17 protein-coding genes are annotated in these 15,627 nt (G+C 51.2%); 2 read left to right on the top strand and 15 right to left on the bottom strand.

Annotation, left to right across the window (positions count from 1 at the left end; genetic code table 11):
• Positions 1-9: 9 nt before the first annotated feature.
• From LKD71_RS03405 to LKD71_RS03385, 5 genes are all read right to left on the bottom strand, one after another.
• Positions 10-1,047 (bottom strand): ABC transporter substrate-binding protein, encoded by a 1,038-nt coding sequence (locus tag LKD71_RS03405; RefSeq protein ID WP_227614340.1) that lies wholly within the window; start codon positions 1,045-1,047, stop codon positions 10-12.
• Positions 1,048-1,213: 166 nt separating this feature from the next.
• Positions 1,214-2,227 carry an NAD(P)H-dependent glycerol-3-phosphate dehydrogenase gene (locus LKD71_RS03400; protein WP_227614339.1) on the bottom strand — a complete coding sequence of 338 codons (1,014 nt, stop codon included), beginning with the start codon at positions 2,225-2,227 and terminating at the stop codon, positions 1,214-1,216.
• 14 nt (positions 2,228-2,241) lie between these two features.
• Positions 2,242-2,895: a glycerol-3-phosphate 1-O-acyltransferase PlsY gene (gene plsY, locus LKD71_RS03395; RefSeq protein ID WP_227614338.1), complete on the bottom strand. Its 654-nt coding sequence runs from the start codon at positions 2,893-2,895 to the stop codon at positions 2,242-2,244.
• Positions 2,896-2,897: 2 nt separating this feature from the next.
• A complete protein-coding gene (gene der, locus LKD71_RS03390) occupies positions 2,898-4,226 on the bottom strand; it encodes a ribosome biogenesis GTPase Der (RefSeq protein ID WP_178045167.1) in 1,329 nt (442 codons plus the stop codon).
• The gene (locus tag LKD71_RS03385) at positions 4,219-5,589 is read right to left on the bottom strand and encodes a DUF512 domain-containing protein (RefSeq protein ID WP_227614337.1); all 1,371 of its coding nucleotides are present in this window, start codon (positions 5,587-5,589) and stop codon (positions 4,219-4,221) included. Before LKD71_RS03385 ends, der begins: the two co-directional genes overlap by 8 nt.
• A gap of 166 nt (positions 5,590-5,755) precedes the next feature.
• Between LKD71_RS03385 and LKD71_RS03380 the strand changes: the two genes are divergently transcribed.
• Together LKD71_RS03380 and LKD71_RS03375 are read left to right on the top strand one after the other, a co-directional pair.
• Positions 5,756-6,931 carry a ribose-phosphate pyrophosphokinase gene (locus tag LKD71_RS03380; RefSeq protein ID WP_178045169.1) on the top strand — a complete coding sequence of 392 codons (1,176 nt, stop codon included), beginning with the start codon at positions 5,756-5,758 and terminating at the stop codon, positions 6,929-6,931.
• A gap of 109 nt (positions 6,932-7,040) precedes the next feature.
• Entirely contained in the window at positions 7,041-8,327 is a 1,287-nt protein-coding gene (locus LKD71_RS03375) for an O-acetylhomoserine aminocarboxypropyltransferase/cysteine synthase family protein (RefSeq protein WP_227614336.1), read from the top strand.
• Between the two features lie 48 nt (positions 8,328-8,375).
• Here LKD71_RS03375 and pgeF read toward each other — a convergent pair whose 3' ends face one another.
• From pgeF to rimM, 10 genes are all read right to left on the bottom strand, one after another.
• Positions 8,376-9,227: a peptidoglycan editing factor PgeF gene (gene pgeF, locus LKD71_RS03370; RefSeq protein ID WP_227614335.1), complete on the bottom strand. Its 852-nt coding sequence runs from the start codon at positions 9,225-9,227 to the stop codon at positions 8,376-8,378.
• A gap of 13 nt (positions 9,228-9,240) precedes the next feature.
• Positions 9,241-9,594: a YraN family protein gene (locus LKD71_RS03365; RefSeq protein ID WP_227614334.1), complete on the bottom strand. Its 354-nt coding sequence runs from the start codon at positions 9,592-9,594 to the stop codon at positions 9,241-9,243.
• Positions 9,595-9,631: 37 nt separating this feature from the next.
• On the bottom strand, positions 9,632-10,393 hold the full coding sequence (locus tag LKD71_RS03360; protein WP_227614333.1) for a ribonuclease HII: 762 nt from the start codon (positions 10,391-10,393) through the stop codon (positions 9,632-9,634).
• 3 nt (positions 10,394-10,396) lie between these two features.
• Positions 10,397-10,942, bottom strand: a complete 546-nt coding sequence (lepB, locus tag LKD71_RS03355; protein ID WP_227614332.1) for a signal peptidase I — start codon at positions 10,940-10,942, stop codon at positions 10,397-10,399.
• 24 nt (positions 10,943-10,966) lie between these two features.
• A complete protein-coding gene (ylqF, locus tag LKD71_RS03350) occupies positions 10,967-11,821 on the bottom strand; it encodes a ribosome biogenesis GTPase YlqF (RefSeq protein ID WP_227614331.1) in 855 nt (284 codons plus the stop codon).
• 20 nt (positions 11,822-11,841) lie between these two features.
• On the bottom strand, positions 11,842-12,387 hold the full coding sequence (gene lepB / locus LKD71_RS03345) for a signal peptidase I (protein ID WP_178046105.1): 546 nt from the start codon (positions 12,385-12,387) through the stop codon (positions 11,842-11,844).
• Between the two features lie 59 nt (positions 12,388-12,446).
• Positions 12,447-12,794, bottom strand: a complete 348-nt coding sequence (gene rplS, locus LKD71_RS03340) for a 50S ribosomal protein L19 (protein WP_117764564.1) — start codon at positions 12,792-12,794, stop codon at positions 12,447-12,449.
• Between the two features lie 120 nt (positions 12,795-12,914).
• Positions 12,915-14,372, bottom strand: coding sequence for a hypothetical protein (locus LKD71_RS03335; RefSeq protein WP_227614330.1), 1,458 nt, complete (start codon positions 14,370-14,372; stop codon positions 12,915-12,917).
• Positions 14,373-14,381: 9 nt separating this feature from the next.
• A complete protein-coding gene (gene trmD / locus LKD71_RS03330; RefSeq protein WP_227614329.1) occupies positions 14,382-15,113 on the bottom strand; it encodes a tRNA (guanosine(37)-N1)-methyltransferase TrmD in 732 nt (243 codons plus the stop codon).
• The gene (rimM, locus tag LKD71_RS03325; RefSeq protein ID WP_227614328.1) at positions 15,110-15,622 is read right to left on the bottom strand and encodes a ribosome maturation factor RimM; all 513 of its coding nucleotides are present in this window, start codon (positions 15,620-15,622) and stop codon (positions 15,110-15,112) included. The genes trmD and rimM overlap by 4 nt, the downstream gene beginning before the upstream one ends.
• Between the last annotated feature and the right edge of the window lie 5 nt (positions 15,623-15,627).

Genomic DNA, 15,627 nt, shown 5'->3' with positions numbered 1-15,627 from the left:
TTAGTTTTTTTATTCTGCAGCAGACTCAGACTCAGTCTCGGTCTCTTCTGCGGTCTCTGTGGAAGCTTCTGTTTCCACCTCCTCGGAATCCTGAAGGAATTCCTCCGGTATCTCAATGCCGATCTCTGCGGCGGTATCCTCATTTACGGTGTAGGTGTAGGAATCCTCCGGGCAGTACTCGATGGGCATTGTAGCCGGGTCTGCACCTTCCAGAATCTCTGCTGCCTGTTTTCCGGTCAGAACACCAAGATCAAAGTAATTGATTCCGTTGGTGATGAGTCCTCCATTTTCTACCATTCCGCTCTCACCACAGATTGTCGGGATCTTTGCCTGGTTTGCAACCATGGAAACCGTCGGCATATTGGAGGCAAGCAGATTATCTGTAGGAATATAGAGTGCATCGATCTTTCCGACCATAGACTCTACTACCTGCTGAATTTCAGAGCTCTGAGAAACCGTATAAGTCTCCATCGTGTAACCAAGCTTCTCTCCTGCTTCAATAGCCATATCCGCCTGAAGTTTGGAATTGGTCTCACTGGAGGTATAGAAAACGCCTACCGTTTTTGCATCAGGAACCAGTTTCTGGATCATTTCGATCTGAGAAGCTACCGGTGTCAGATCGGAAGTACCGGTGATATTTGCTCCCGGAGCCTCATTGCTGTCAACCAGTCCGGAAGCAGCCGGATCGGTAACTGCGGAAATCAGAATCGGGGTGTCGGTGATCTCATTGGCACAGGCCTGAGCCGCCGGAGTAGCGATAGCGAAGACAAGGTCGCAGCCGTCGTTTTTCAGCTTGGCAGCGATGGTGGCACAGTTGGACTGGTCACCCTGTGCATTGTTCATATCGATCTCCAGGTTCTTGCCCTCCTCGTAGCCGGCTTCCTTCAGGCCTTCCACGAAACCATTGTAGGCTGCATCCAGAGCGTCGTGCTCCATGAGCTGGCAGACACCGATCTTGTAGGTCTTCTCTTCATCTGCGGAAGCAGTAATCGTCATTGTAGATACACAGAGTCCCAGACTTAATAACAAAGCAAGTTTCTTTTTCATAATATCTTCTCCTTTACCTCTTCAATCTATCGATGCTTTAACGCTTTTATGCTTTAAAGTCTCAAGTTATCTGTACTATACACCCTCTGTATCAAAAAAGCAACTGTTTTTTGCAAAAAAATCCCCTATCCGGTAGCAGTAAACCGGACAGGGGGATTTCAACTCTTTAAGCCTCCCAGACGAGAGTACTGTTTTCTACTTTTTTGTCTCTGAGCATGAGCTCGGCCACAGCCTCCTTCGCGCTCTTGTTCTCAAAGAGGACTTTGTTGACCTGCTCCACAATGGGCATTTCCACCTCGTACTTGACAGCAAGCTCCATAGCGGCTTTGGCGGAATAGACGCCCTCCACCACCATCTTGACTTCTTTCATGGCCTCGTCCATCGTGTAGCCTTGGCCGATCAGATAACCGGCTTTCCGGTTCCGGCTGTGGCGGCTGGCACAGGTAACGATGAGGTCGCCGATGCCGGTAAGCCCGTTAAAAGTCTCAACCTTCGCTCCCATGGCCACTCCAAGACGGGTGATTTCGGCGATACCTCTGGTAATCAGAGCCGCTTTCGTGTTGTCGCCGTAGCCCAGACCGTCCGCCGCTCCTGCTGCCAGAGCAATGACGTTCTTAAGGGAACCGCCCAGCTCCACGCCCAGGATATCCGGGTTTGTGTAGACACGGAAGACGGGGCTCATGAAGATCTCCTGTAAATACTCTGCCACGGCTTTCTTATGAGCGCTGACAACGATATTCGTCGGGAGGCCGATGCCTACCTCCTCCGCATGGCTGGGACCGGACATCACTGCCACCTCCGCTTCGGGAAGCTCCTCCTCGATGATCTCGGAGAGAGTCAGCATCGTATGTTCCTCAATACCCTTGGCCACGTTGACGATAAGCTGGCCGGGCTTTAAGAAGGCTTTCATGGAGCGGGCGGTGCTTCTGGTAAAAGCAGAAGGAACTGCCAGAACCAGCACATCCTTGTCCATCATGGCCTTCTTGAGATCATTGGTGATCTCGATCTTCTCCGGAAGGATCACGCCGGGAAGTTTCGTCTCGTGCTGCCGTTTCGTCCGGAGCATTTTCACTTCATCCTTCATGATGGACCAGATCGTCACCTCATGTCCGTTTTTATCGCACAGGAGCGCCAGGGCCGTTCCCCAGCTTCCCGCACCGATCATACCGATCTTTGCCATAATCGATACCTCCGTTATTTTTTATTTTTGCTGCTGGAAAGATAAGTCTTTCTCTCCTCTCCGTGAAGGAGACGGACGATATTTCCTCTGTGTTTCCAGTAAGCCATGACCGTCAGAAAGGCCGTCACAACATAAAGCTCACAGAGAAGCGGCTGGCTCATGGCAAAATGGCCCGTCTGTCCCAGCACCAGCACCTCGATCATGATCCCGGCGTAAACCAGAAGGGAGCCTAAGGACACATAATGGGTGGTAAAAAAGATGCCGAAAAAGGTAATAATACCTAAAACTGACATGATGGGGTCAAAGGATAAAACGAGACCCGCCGTAGCCGCAATGCCTTTTCCGCCGTGAAACTGGAGATAAAAGGGGAAATTGTGTCCCAGGATCGTTCCCGCCGCCGCATACATCTTGAGAAGAGGAAGCATTTCGCTGTGACTTTTTCCAAAAAGCAGACATACAAGGCCTACGGCCAGCATACATTTCACGCAGTCGCCAAAGAAGGTGATGAGGCCGGCTTTGGTGCCGAGCGTTCTCATCATATTGGTGGTGCCTGCGTTGCCGCTGCCGTAATTGCGGATATCGATGCCGTGGGCCTTTCCGTAAATATAGCTGGTCTGAAAGAGACCGAAGAGATAACCGATGGCCAGACAGCCGACTCGAACCCACATACTCATCTCTCCTTTTCCTGTCTCTCCCGGATAATGAATTTCAGGGAAGTTCCCTGGAAGCCAAAGGTATCCCGGATCTTATTTTCCAAATAACGCACATAAGAGAAGTGCATCAGCTCTTTGTCGTTTACAAAGATCACGAAGGTGGGCGGTTTTACCGCTACCTGGGTAATATAGAAGAGTTTCAGGCGTTTTCCTTTGTCTGAAGGCGGCTGCTGAAGAGCCACGGCCTCGGTCATAATCTCGTTGAGCACACCGGTCTGTACCCGAAGAGTCTGGTTTTCCAGAACCATATCGATCTTCTCGAAAAGTTTCGGCAGACGCTGCCCTGTCTCTGCGGAGATAAACATGATCTCTGCGTAAGGCATAAAGGAAAGAGTGTTACGGATCTCATTCGTGTACTTGTAGATAGTCTTGTCGTTTTTCTCCACAGCGTCCCATTTGTTGACGGCAATGATGATACCTTTTCCTCTCTCGTGAGCGATACCGGCAATTTTCGCATCCTGTTCGGTGACACCCTCGGTGGCGTCGATGACTACGACTACCACATCAGCCCTGTCAACGGCCGTTACCGTACGGATGATACTGTAGCGCTCCAGCTCTTCTTTAATCTTGTTCTTCCGGCGAAGACCTGCGGTGTCGATAAACACATAGGGCTTCTTGTTCCAGACGATCTCCGTATCGATGGCGTCACGGGTGGTTCCGGCCACGTTGGAAACGATGACACGGTTCTCACCGATAAGCTTATTTATAATAGAAGATTTACCTACGTTCGGTTTTCCTACGACTGCGATGCGCGGGCGCTCGTCCTCAGCCTCTTCCAGCTGATCCTCATCGAAGTGTTTGACCACCTCGTCCAGCATATCACCGATACCCAGCTGGGAAGCGGCGGAAACCGGGATCGGATCGCCGATGCCGAGGTTGTAGAACTCGTAGACATCCGTCATGAATTTCTTGAAGCTGTCCACTTTATTTACCACGAGAAGCACCGGTTTGTGGGAGCGGCGGAGCATATCTGCCACCTTGGCATCCGCATCCACCAGGCCCTGGCGCACATCCGTGATAAAAATAATGACATCCGCCGTATCAATGGCGATCTGCGCCTGCTCTCTCATCTGGGAGAGAATGATATCCTTGCTCTCCGGCTCGATTCCTCCGGTATCAATCAATGTAAATTTATGATTCAGCCATTCCACGTCCGCATAAATACGGTCTCTGGTCACACCGGGCGTATCTTTTACGATGGAGATCTGCTCTCCCGCCAGCGCATTAAAAAGGGTGGATTTTCCCACATTGGGTCTTCCAACGATTGCTACTACTGGTTTACTCATATTTATTCACCTCACCTATCTGGGAATGACGGACCTCTCCGTCTTCCATTAAAAGGGCTTCCACAAAAGCCCGACCGCTTGATTTTACAATATTCACCGGCGTTTGTAAAGCAGTTTCCAGATCGCCTACCCGGTAGTCGTCCAGGAAAAGATCCTCGTCGCTCTTCACAATCGTGCTCGGAAGAAGCAGCCGCTCGCCCAGATTTTTCTCCAGAAGCTGTTCCTTCAGGTCCTGGAAAGTCAGAAGACCGGCCACAGTGATCCGCTCCCCGAAAAAATGGTTGACGATCGGATAAACTTCTGTGTAGACATTGGGGTATTTTTCCTGCACCCGGTCTGCCAGCTGCCTTAAGACCGGAGCCGCCGAATAGCCGGTGGCGATGGAAATTGCATGGGAAATGCTCTCGTCCTTTTCCCTCAGTGCCAGTTCCTCTTCCACCTCATCGATCAGGGAACGAAGCATGCCCACGCCGTTTTCATACTGGATGTAGCCGTCGTAGCGCTCTGCCTCCGGGAGCTCCCGTTCCGCCAGAAGATACCACTCATCCCCGGCATGAATTCCGTGAATACCGTATTTTTCATAAAAAATCTTCTGATAGTGCTCGATCATATCCAGCACTTCACCGGCGTCTTCCTTATTAAAAGGCTCCAGCGGATAAAGGCCCTCGCGGAACTTCGTAAGGCCCACAGGCACCACGGAGACGCTCTGAAGCACCGGCATATATTTTCCCAGGGCTTCAATGCTGTAGCGGAGCTCCTCCCCGTCGTTGACACCCTTGCAGAGAACGATCTGGCCGTTCATCTCGATGCCGTTTTCATAGAGCCGGTCCACTTTTTTCAGCGCTTCCCCGGCGAAACGGTTGTGGAGCATCTGACAGCGGAGCTTCGGATTCATCGCCTGGAAGGACACGTTGATGGGACCCAGATGATAGCGGATGATCCGGTCGATGTCGTGCTCGCTCATGTTGGTCAGGGTCACATAGTTTCCCTGGAGGAAAGAAAGGCGGGAATCGTCGTCCTTAAAATAGAGTGTTTCCCGCATGCCAGGCGGCATCTGGTCAATAAAACAAAAAATACATTTATTATGACAGGAGCGGTAATCATCCATGAGGCCGTTCTCAAATTCCATTCCGAGATCATCCTCAAACTCCTTCTCGATCTCCAGCTCCCACTGTTCCCCGTCGGGCTTCTCAATCAGTACGGTCAGGTATTCTTCATTGATCAGGTAATGATAATCGAAGATATCCTCGATCTCCTGATCGTTGACGGCCAGCAAAAAATCCCCGGGTTCAATCCCCAGTTCCTCCGCGATGCTGCCCGGTTCTACCGTACTCACCTTATGGCGGTGGTCTTTTTTCTTCATGTTGTTTTCTCCTTTGCTCTCATTATCATACTAAATCACGCTGTAAAATGCAATGATTACCCTCATGAAATTTATATTTTCCTTGACTCGCCCTGGCTGCAATGTTAAGATGATGTGAGATTATGTAAAATTATGTAAAACTTTATATTTTTTGTGGAGGACTGTCATGCCTAATTTTGAACCGCTTCAAAATTCCATTCCTATTGCGCCTTTAAAGCTGGCTTCTCTGGAGGGATGCCGCGATTTCGCGAATCTGGTGGACAAACACCTGAGCGATTTCCGTCACGAAAATCCCAGTCACACCAAAGATTCCATCGCTTACAGAGGCTATCTGGAGGATTCCTACCTGATCGACTGCTGCTGCCCGCGTTTCGGTTCCGGCGAAGCCAAAGGAATCCTGAAACAATCCGTAAGAGGCGTGGATCTTTTTATCCTTGCCGATGTGCTGAACTACAGCCTGACTTACACGGTCTGCGGTTACGAAAACCATATGTCTCCGGACAACCACTATCAGGATCTGAAGCGTATCATTTCCGCAGCAAACGGAAAAGCGCGCCGTATCAATGTGATCATGCCCTTTCTCTATGAGGGACGCCAGCACAAGCGCAGCAAACGGGAATCTCTCGACTGTGCCCTGGCTCTGCAGGAACTGACCCGGATGGGCGTTTCCAACATCATCACCTTCGACGCTCACGACCCCAGAGTCCAGAATTCCATCCCGCTTCAGGGCTTCGACACCTTCATGCCGACCTACCAGTTCCTGAAAGCGCTGACCAAGTCCGTTCCTGATTTCCGGATCGACAACGAACACCTGATGATCATCAGCCCGGACGAGGGAGCTATGGGACGCGCCGTTTACTTCGCCAACATCCTCGGCGTGGATATGGGTATGTTCTACAAGAGAAGAGATTACTCCACCGTTGTCAACGGCAAAAACCCCATCGTTGCCCACGAGTTCCTGGGTGATTCCGTGGAAGGAAAAGATGTGATCATCATCGACGATATGATCTCCTCCGGCGAGAGTATGCTGGACGTTGCCAAACAGCTGAAAGACCGGAAAGCCGGCCGCGTCTTCGTCTGCACCACCTTCGGTCTTTTCACCGACGGCCTGGAGAAATTCGACGAATACTACGAGAAAGGCTATATCTCCAAAGTTGTCACCACAAACCTTCACTACAGACGGCCGGAGCTTCTGACCCGTCCGTACTATGAAGAGGCTGATATGAGCAAGTTCCTGGCCAGCATCATTGATTCCATGAACCATGACGTCTCCATCAACCATGTACAGTCCCCGACAGAGAAGATCCACAAGCTGCTGGCTTCCTATCAGCCTGTCAAATAAGGATTGATACTTTTCTGCAAAAGTGTTAGTATAAAAGTACCTGAAATGCTCCCTGTAAGCGTCATCATGCAGGGAGCATTTTCTGTGTAAATAACAGGAGGAAAATGTGATGAACGAATACAGAATGGGTACAAAATGCGTACAGGCCGGTTACAAACCGGGAAACGGGGAGCCGCGGCAGATCCCCATCATCCAGTCCACGACTTTCAAATATGATACCAGCGAGGACATGGGAAAACTCTTTGATCTGGAGGCTTCCGGATATTTCTATTCCAGACTCCAGAACCCCACCAATGACCATGTGGCAGCCAAGATCGCAGCCATGGAGGGCGGCACGGCAGCCATGCTTACCTCTTCCGGTCAGGCAGCTAATTTTCTGGCTCTCTTCAATATCTGTGAGTGCGGCGACCATATCGTGGCCTCCTCTTCCATCTACGGCGGAACCTTCAACCTGATTTCCGTCACGATGGCAAAAATGGGAATCACCGCAACTTTCGTTTCCCCGGATGCCACCGAGGAAGAACTGAATGCAGCTTTCCGTCCCAACACCAAAGCCATGTTCGGCGAGACCATCGCCAATCCGGCCCTGACGGTTCTCGATATTGAACTTTTTGCCAAAGTGGCCCATGCTCACGGCGTTCCCCTCATTGTGGATAATACCTTCCCCACTCCCGTAAACTGCCGTCCCTTTGAGTGGGGCGCTGATATCGTGACCCATTCCACCACCAAATACATGGACGGCCACGGAGCAGCTTTAGGCGGAGCTATTGTGGACCACGGTGTCTTCGACTGGATGGCCCATGCAGACAAATATCCGGGACTCTGCACACCGGATGAGAGCTATCACGGAATCACCTATGCGGAAAAATTCGGAAAAGAGGGCGCTTTCATCACCAAATGTACCGCCCAGCTCATGCGCGACTTCGGTTCCATGCAGTCCCCGAATAACGCTTTCATCCTGAATCTGGGTCTGGAATCTCTCCATGTCCGTATGCCGAAGCATGTGGAAAACGGCCAGGCGGTAGCCGAGTTCCTGGAGAAACATCCGAAGGTTGCCTATGTAAACTATTCCGGTCTCCCCTCCAACAAATACTACGAGAGAGCCCAGAAATATCTGCCCAACGGCGGCTGCGGCGTTGTCTCCTTCGGCCTCAAGGGCGGCCGGAAAGCAGCTTCCACCTTCATGCAGAACTTAAGACTCGGAGCCATCGAGACTCATGTGGCTGACGCCAGAACCTGCTGTCTGAATCCCGCCACCTCCACGCACCGCCAGATGACCGACGAACAGCTCGTCGAGGCAGGCGTTCCCGCAGAGCTGATCCGCATCAGCCTGGGCCTGGAAGACAAAGAGGATCTCATCGCCGATATCTCCAACGCACTGGACGCTATCCAGTAAAAAAAATCCGCCGTACAGGGATTTTTCTTTCCCCGTACAGCGGATTTTTTATGCCCGTAAGCCTAAGAAACCGGCCAGATTTCCCCTTTTTCCGCCGGAAGCCCGGTGGGAAAAGAGAAGCTCCGGATTGCAGGCCGTACAAACATCCGTCACCGTGATATGCTCCGGCAGGATCCCGGCCTCCTCGAAGATCGACCGGTTAGCCTCCCAGAGATTCAGCTGATAGTGACCATTCTCCTTTCCATAGAAAAGCTTTGGCCAGAGCTCTTCGACGAAGTTTTCCCGGAAAAGCCCGATGACTTCCTCACTGACCTCGTAGCAATCCTGACAGATGGAAGGTCCCACCGCCGCCAGAATATCCTTCGGGTCGCTTCCAAACTCCCTCGTCATCGTCTCCACTGTGACTTTTCCGATCTTGCCCACGGTGCCGCGCCAGCCGGAATGGGAAAGGCCAATGCAATGGCGTACCGGATCCATAAAGAAGAGCGGCACACAGTCCGCGTAAAAGGTCGCAAGAACCACCTCCGGCTCATTGGTCACAAGACCGTCCACATCCCGGTAACCCACCGGCCGAAGGAGTCCTCTGCCGCAGTCTTCCTTTCCCACCCGGCGGACATTGGTCGTGTGAGTCTGCATGGAAAAGACCAGATTCTCCTCGGAAAATCCGATGCTCTCCGCCATCCGGCGAAAATTTTCCCGGACCCGCTCCGGCTCGTCTCCCCGGCTGAAGCTTAAATTCATGCTGGAAAGACAGCCCTCGCTCACACCGCCCAGACGGCTGGAAAAGCCATGCACGATTTCCGACAGCTTTTCGAAAGACGGAAACGTAAAATAGGGAACCTCTTTTTCTCCGTGCCAGGTCAGCACTTCTCTCTCTGATTTTCTTCGGATTTTCTTCATATGCGCTCTCCTTTTAACTGCCGCAGTCGAAGGCGTTCCGGATCAGCCGGATTCGTTCCTCCTCGATCCCGATCACATCAAACCGGCAGGGCAGATCTGCTTTCTCCTGATACATGCAGAGATAATACTCTGCCACCCGGATGATTTTTCTCTGTTTTCTCCGATTCACAGCCTCCAGGGAATCCCCGTCTTTTAAGGAACTGCGGTATTTCACTTCGATGAACACCAGATAAGCTCCATCCCGGGCAATGAGGTCGATCTCGCCAAAGCGACAGCGGAAATTTGCTTCCAGAATCCGGTATCCTTTTTTCTTTAAATAAGCGGCGGCCTGCATTTCGTAGGCCGCCCCGATTTTCCGTTTGTTCAATTATATCCGTCAGGCTCTCCCGGCCAGTCCCCGCAGACTAGCAGAAATGGGTGATAAAGGTCTTCCGGTGGATAGGGGAAGGACCATATTTCTGAAGAGCCTCGATATGTACCTTGGAACCGTACCCCTTGTGGGAAGCAAAACCATACTCCGGCATGATCTTGTCATACTCGTACATGAGCCGGTCCCTGGTCACTTTCGCCAGAATACTGGCTGCCGCGATGGAAACGCTCTTGGCATCTCCCTTGATGATCGGAACCTGGGGAATCGCAATGCCCGGGATCCGTACGGCGTCGTTGAGAAGAATCCGGGGTGCTCTGGAAAGTTTGCCCACGGCCTCCCTCATGGCCTCGTAGGTAGCCTGAAGAATGTTGATCTCATCGATCCGGGCAGGGCCTACAATACCAACGGCGGCAGCTACGGCCTTCTCCATAATCTCATCATAGAGCTCTTCCCTCTTTTTCTCCGAGAGCTTCTTGGAATCGTTGAGTCCCAGAATCTCACAGTCCTTCGGAAGAATCACGGCTCCAGCCACCACCGGGCCGGCCAGAGGGCCTCTTCCTGCCTCATCAATGCCGCAGATCAGCTCATACTGGCCCTCGTATTCATGCTCGTACTGACGCATCGCTTCCAGGCGCTCCCTCTCTTTGTCGAGAGCGTCCAGTTTTTTCTCGTATTTTCCGATCAGATTTCTGACTCCGCTTCTCTCATCCTCCCAGTATGCCTCTATCAGCGCCGGAATCTCAGAAAAAGAAGCCGCCTCAAACTCCTTACGGATCTCCGCTATCTTTTTTTCCATTCGTTATCCTCTCTTCCTGGACAGAAAGCCAAACTCCGTGAGGGGCCAGACCCGAAAAACGGCTCTTCCCAGGATATCCGCCCGGCGGACGGCTCCCACCTCCGGCTCCCGGCTGTCTATGGAATCGTTCCGGTTGTCTCCCAGCACGAAATATTCATCCTCGCCGAGGAGAAACGGCTCTGCCGCCAGGCCCGGATCTTCTATTTTCCCATAGGAATCATCCCCGGGAAGGCGCTGGCCGTCAATATAGACTTCTCCCTTCCAGATCTCCACCGTCTCCCCGGGAAGACCGATGACCCGCTTGATATAATAGGTATTTTCTTTATATTTTGGTGGAAAAACCACAATCTCATACCGCTTCGGATCCCGAAATCGGTAACTGATCTTGTCCAGGATCAGATTTTCTTTGTCCTTCAATGTAGGGGACATGGACATGCCCTCCACCTCCGTGCGTTGCCCCACAAACTCTGTAAAAAACCAGGTCAGGAAAAAGACCAGACAGATACAGGCCAGCGCTCCGAAAAGCCTCCTCACTCTGTGCTTATTCATACTCTCCCACCGTTTCCTTGCGGCTTACGCCTCTTTTTCTTCCGGCAGCTCCAGTGTCAGTCTTCCCAGACGGCCGCTGCGGAAATCATCGATGAGGATTCCTGCAGCCTTGCTGTAATCCAGGCCTTTTCCTTTCAGAAGACAACCTCTCTTCTCTGCAATGGCTTCCAGCATAGCCAGCGGCGTCCCTTCTTCTTCGATCCCGTAACGCTCTGCCAGAATCCCCTTATATTCGGCAGAAAGGAAGGTGATGAGAGAGATCGCGAGCTCATCGATATTCAGGATCTCGTCCCGGATGGAGCCGATGAGGGCTAGTTTCAGGCCCACAGACTGGTCTTCAAATTTCGGCCAGAGGATTCCTGGTGTGTCCAGAAGCTCTGTGGTCTTATTTAAGCGAATCCACTGTTTTCCCTTGGTGACACCGGGCTTGTTTCCCGTCTTCGTGCAGGCCTTGCCCGCATAGCTGTTAATAAAGGTGGATTTTCCCACATTGGGGATTCCCACCACCATAGCCCGGACCGGACGGTTTTTGATCCCCCGTTTCAAATCCCGCTCGATTTTTTCCCGGCAGGCTTCCTTCACAACGCCGTCGATGGCCTTCATTCCCGCGCCGGTCTTGGCGTTCAGTTCCAGCACATAGAACCCTTTCTGCTGGAAATACTCGACCCAGCGGGCAGTCTTCGCCTTATCCGCCAGATCGCTCTTATTTAAAAGGATCAGCCTCGATTTATTTTTCGCCAGCTCGTCGATATCCGGATTCCGGCTGCTGAACGGCACTCTGGCATCCACCAGCTCGATGACAAGATCAATGAGCTTGATGTCCTCCTGCATCATCCGTCTGGCCTTGGTCATATGACCGGGGTACCACTGATAATTCATGCAATATCCTCTCGTTTCTTTTACTTTACTAAACCCATATGGTTGCTCGGGGAAAGAACAAACCATACTTTTCCCTCGATATTTTTGCCGCTGACAACGCCCACATCCGCATAACGGCTGTCTTCACTGTTGTTCCGGTTGTCACCCAGCACAAAATACTGATTTGTACCCAGGGTAATTGGCTCCTCCGCGAGCCCCGCGTCTGTCATTGCCGGGTAATCCTTTTTCTCCAGATAGATCTCTCCATCGATATAGATCATCCCATCCTTGATCTGGATAGTCTCCCCGGGAACTCCCAGGATCCGTTTGATGGAGGAAGCTCCTTCCCGGTTTCCGTTCAGCTGAAATGCGATCACATCATTCCTTTTGGGATTTCCAAGCTTATATGATAATCCGTCCAAAAGTACCGCGTCTCCGCCCTCGATGGTCGTACTCATGGACTGACCGATACAGGCTCTCGTCTGTCCAAAGAAATAGACCAGTACAAAGGCGAACAGCACGACGATGACGATCTGGAAGACCCAGAGAAAAATCTGCTGGGGAATACTTCGTTTCTTCTTCGCCATAATGTTCCCTCATAACAAACAAGGGACAACTACTACTGTAATTGTCCCTGGTCCATTTTTTATTTTACTAATTCTTTTACCTTTGCGCTCTTGCCGACACGCTGTCTCAGATAATTCAGTTTTGCACGTCTTACACGACCGCGTCTTACAACTTCAACCTTCTCAACGTTCGGGGAATGTAAAGGCCAGGTCTTCTCAACGCCGATGCCGTTGGAATTCTTACGAACAGTGAAGGTAGCTCTTACGCTTCCGCCCTGTTTCTTTAAAACAGTACCTTCGAATACCTGGATACGCTCACGGTTTCCCTCTTTGATCTTAGCGTATACCTTAACGGTATCTCCAACGTTGAACTGGGGTGCATCTTCACGGAGCTGAGCAGCTTCGATGTTTTTGATAATATCGTTCATTGTGTTCCTCCTTATTATTCGGATGTTCTTAATACAATTCTTGTAACAGAGGACCATCTCTTACTCACAACATTTAATACTTTATCATAACTTTCTGTAAAATGCAAGCGGTTTTTGCCATTATTTTACGCGGCTGAAGAGATGGAAATAGGAACAGTACAGCGTTCCTGTCCGGAGGGTCGCTTCGCTGACCCAGTCGCCGTTGATCGTGGTCGGTCGTTTGTTGTAAATGGCAGAATCCAGTACGAGGAAACTGTTGTCGCTCTCCCGATACCCGGCGATCGCAATATAATGACCGGGCACCAGAGCCACAGCCGTACCGCCATTTTTGAGATGCTTCTTTAAAGAAGCCGTGTCATAGATCTTACCATCCCATTTAAAGTGATAGAAAACTCCATTGGTCCGGGCAAAATCGGCATAAAGTGTATCCGCAGTTCCCTGCATATAGAAATAATGACCGTGGGAATTGGAGTACCGGGCCAGTACGGTCGGATCAATATACTCTCCGTTCAGGGCGTAGATCGCATTTACAAAGGATACCACGCCGCAGCCAGAGCTGGAAATGGTCCGTACCGGATTGCCATCACAGTAGGTGTTTCCGCCCCATTTGGGATCATACTGGGAAAAGACCGTGTTCTTTCTCTCCTCATTCTTCACCGTCGTTTTGGTAAATACCCAGTTCTGAAGCGAGCTGGTCCGGGCATATCTCCGCTCGAAAATTCCCTTTCCGGAGACAAAGGCGATACCCTTCTGGCTCTTCACCTCACGGAGGGCAAAATAGCGGCCATATCTTGTGAAGGTCCAGAGTGTCTTGTCTGAAACGGCAGCAAGCTTCCCATCCTTAAGGCCCAGATAAAGCTCTGTTCCATAGGGTGAAATGGTATACTGATTATTCTCCACATGCTTCAGTGTATACAGCTGATTCTCTTTTCCCGTGGTTTTCCGGAGAAGGGCAGTTCCTTTGGCCGTATCTGCCGTCAGGGAAAAGCGGTTTCTCTCGCGGGCGCGGATTGTGTAGGTGCCGTCTGCCAGAAGCTGCTCCGTCGTATCCATGGAGAGACGGATTTTTCCATAGTCTGTCTTGGGAATCCAGCCCAGATAATAGCGGCCGTTCAGATAAAAGGTCATCTGATACCAGGAACCACTCTCTCCCACGGTGGAACCGCCCGTATAAAGCGGTATGGACTGATAATACATGGAAGTCGATTTTGCCTGGTAGAGCGTCAGATTCTGATTGGCAAAAGACTGTACGGCCTTAAAATCCTGCGTGAAGAAAAAGGTATTTCTCTTTACCCAGCCCTTGATGATCTTCGTTCCCTCTTTGCAGGTGACGTAGAGAGACTGTTTGGTCTTGTCATACTTCAGAATCGAAAACTCACGGTAAGTCAGCGTCGTGAGCTTCTTCTTTCTCGCCGCGTCGGTGTAAACAATGGTCTTTCTGGCCCGGGACAGAGGATAACCCATCAGAGGATGGGCCGCCGACATGGCCGCCGGATAAGCGGCCTGAACCCGGGGCTCAAAAGAAAGAGACAGCGCCAGAAACAACAGCAGAAAACCACAGGTTACTCTCTTTTTCATATTCTCTCTTTACCCCTTTTTCAATGAAGTCAAAAACTTTTTTTCTTTTTCCGTTAAATTGGCGTCCTCAAGAAGATCCGGCCGCCGTTCCAGTGTCCGTTTGATGGACTCCTCCCGCCGCCATTTTTCCACATTGGCATGATGACCGGAAAGCAGCACCGGCGGAACCGCCTTGTCTCTCCAGACCTCCGGGCGGCTGTACTGGGGATATTCCAGCAGGTTATCATGAAAGGACTCGATTGTGCCGGACTCGCCGTTGCTCAAAACCCCGGGGACCATACGGGAAATGGCATCGATCATGACCATAGCCGGAAGCTCTCCTCCTGTCAGGACATAATCGCCGATGGAAACGTAGTCCGTCACCACTTCCTCCAGGACACGCTCATCGATCCCCTCGTAGTGGCCACAGAGAAAGACAAGATCCTCCTCTTTCGCAAAATCCACCGCCATCTCCTGACGGAAGACCCTTCCCTGGGGTGTCAGGTAGATCACCCGTGGCTTATGGCTCATGCGTTCTTCCAGGTCCTTCACTGCCGCATAGACAGGCTCTGCCTGCATGACCATGCCGGCTCCGCCGCCATAGGGATAATCGTCCACTTTTCCGTAACGGTTTCCTGCATAATCCCGGATATTCACGGCCTCCAGGCTTAAGATTCCTTTCTCGATGGCCCGGCCGATGATGCTGGTATTCAGACCCTGAAGGATCATTTCCGGAAACAAAGTCAGTACATGATAGTTCATAAATCCAACAGTCCTTCCAGTATGTGTACTTTCATCTCGCCTTTTTCAAGGTCCACGGAAAGAATACAGTCTTTGATGGCCGGAAGGAGGATCTCCTTTCCGTTTTCGTCTGTGACCTGATAGACATCGTTGGCCCCGGTTTCCAGGACATCAGTAAGCTCTCCGAGCACCTTGTCCTCATCGGTGATAACCCTGAGGCCGATGAGATCTGCGATGAAATATTCATCCTCTTCCAGCGGAACTGCCTGGTCTCTCGTCACCAGAAGGCACTTCTTGCGGAATGGCTCCACATCGTTGATATTGTCAAATTCCTTGAATTTCAGGATCACAAACTGTTTAAAAAATTTTACGCTGGAAATGGTCAGGAGCTTTTTCTCTCTGCCCGTATCCAGATACACGGTCTCAAGATCCAGAAAACGCTCCGGATCATCCGTTGTCGGGAAAACTTTTACCTCTCCCCGGATTCCATGGGTGGCCGTGATCACGCCCACCTGTAAAAAATCTTCCATTTATT

The organism is Fusicatenibacter faecihominis (assembly GCF_020686945.1).
Taxonomy (GTDB): Bacteria; Bacillota; Clostridia; order Lachnospirales; family Lachnospiraceae; genus Limivivens; species Limivivens faecihominis.
This window is presented reverse-complemented; position numbering and strand designations above follow the sequence as displayed.

Bases quoted from the DNA above. Each gene is read 5' to 3' on its own strand.
- LKD71_RS03405 (WP_227614340.1), bottom strand. From the start codon at position 1,047: ATGAAAAAGAAACTTGCTTTGTTATTAAGTCTGGGACTCTGTGTATCT.
- LKD71_RS03400 (WP_227614339.1), bottom strand. From the start codon at position 2,227: ATGGCAAAGATCGGTATGATCGGTGCGGGAAGCTGGGGAACGGCCCTG.
- plsY (WP_227614338.1), bottom strand. From the start codon at position 2,895: ATGTGGGTTCGAGTCGGCTGTCTGGCCATCGGTTATCTCTTCGGTCTC.
- der (WP_178045167.1), bottom strand. From the start codon at position 4,226: ATGAGTAAACCAGTAGTAGCAATCGTTGGAAGACCCAATGTGGGAAAA.
- LKD71_RS03385 (WP_227614337.1), bottom strand. From the start codon at position 5,589: ATGAAGAAAAAAGACCACCGCCATAAGGTGAGTACGGTAGAACCGGGC.
- LKD71_RS03380 (WP_178045169.1), top strand. From the start codon at position 5,756: ATGCCTAATTTTGAACCGCTTCAAAATTCCATTCCTATTGCGCCTTTA.
- LKD71_RS03375 (WP_227614336.1), top strand. From the start codon at position 7,041: ATGAACGAATACAGAATGGGTACAAAATGCGTACAGGCCGGTTACAAA.
- pgeF (WP_227614335.1), bottom strand. From the start codon at position 9,227: ATGAAGAAAATCCGAAGAAAATCAGAGAGAGAAGTGCTGACCTGGCAC.
- LKD71_RS03360 (WP_227614333.1), bottom strand. From the start codon at position 10,393: ATGGAAAAAAAGATAGCGGAGATCCGTAAGGAGTTTGAGGCGGCTTCT.
- lepB (WP_227614332.1), bottom strand. From the start codon at position 10,942: ATGAATAAGCACAGAGTGAGGAGGCTTTTCGGAGCGCTGGCCTGTATC.
- ylqF (WP_227614331.1), bottom strand. From the start codon at position 11,821: ATGAATTATCAGTGGTACCCCGGTCATATGACCAAGGCCAGACGGATG.
- lepB (WP_178046105.1), bottom strand. From the start codon at position 12,387: ATGGCGAAGAAGAAACGAAGTATTCCCCAGCAGATTTTTCTCTGGGTC.
- rplS (WP_117764564.1), bottom strand. From the start codon at position 12,794: ATGAACGATATTATCAAAAACATCGAAGCTGCTCAGCTCCGTGAAGAT.
- LKD71_RS03335 (WP_227614330.1), bottom strand. From the start codon at position 14,372: ATGAAAAAGAGAGTAACCTGTGGTTTTCTGCTGTTGTTTCTGGCGCTG.
- trmD (WP_227614329.1), bottom strand. From the start codon at position 15,113: ATGAACTATCATGTACTGACTTTGTTTCCGGAAATGATCCTTCAGGGT.
- rimM (WP_227614328.1), bottom strand. From the start codon at position 15,622: ATGGAAGATTTTTTACAGGTGGGCGTGATCACGGCCACCCATGGAATC.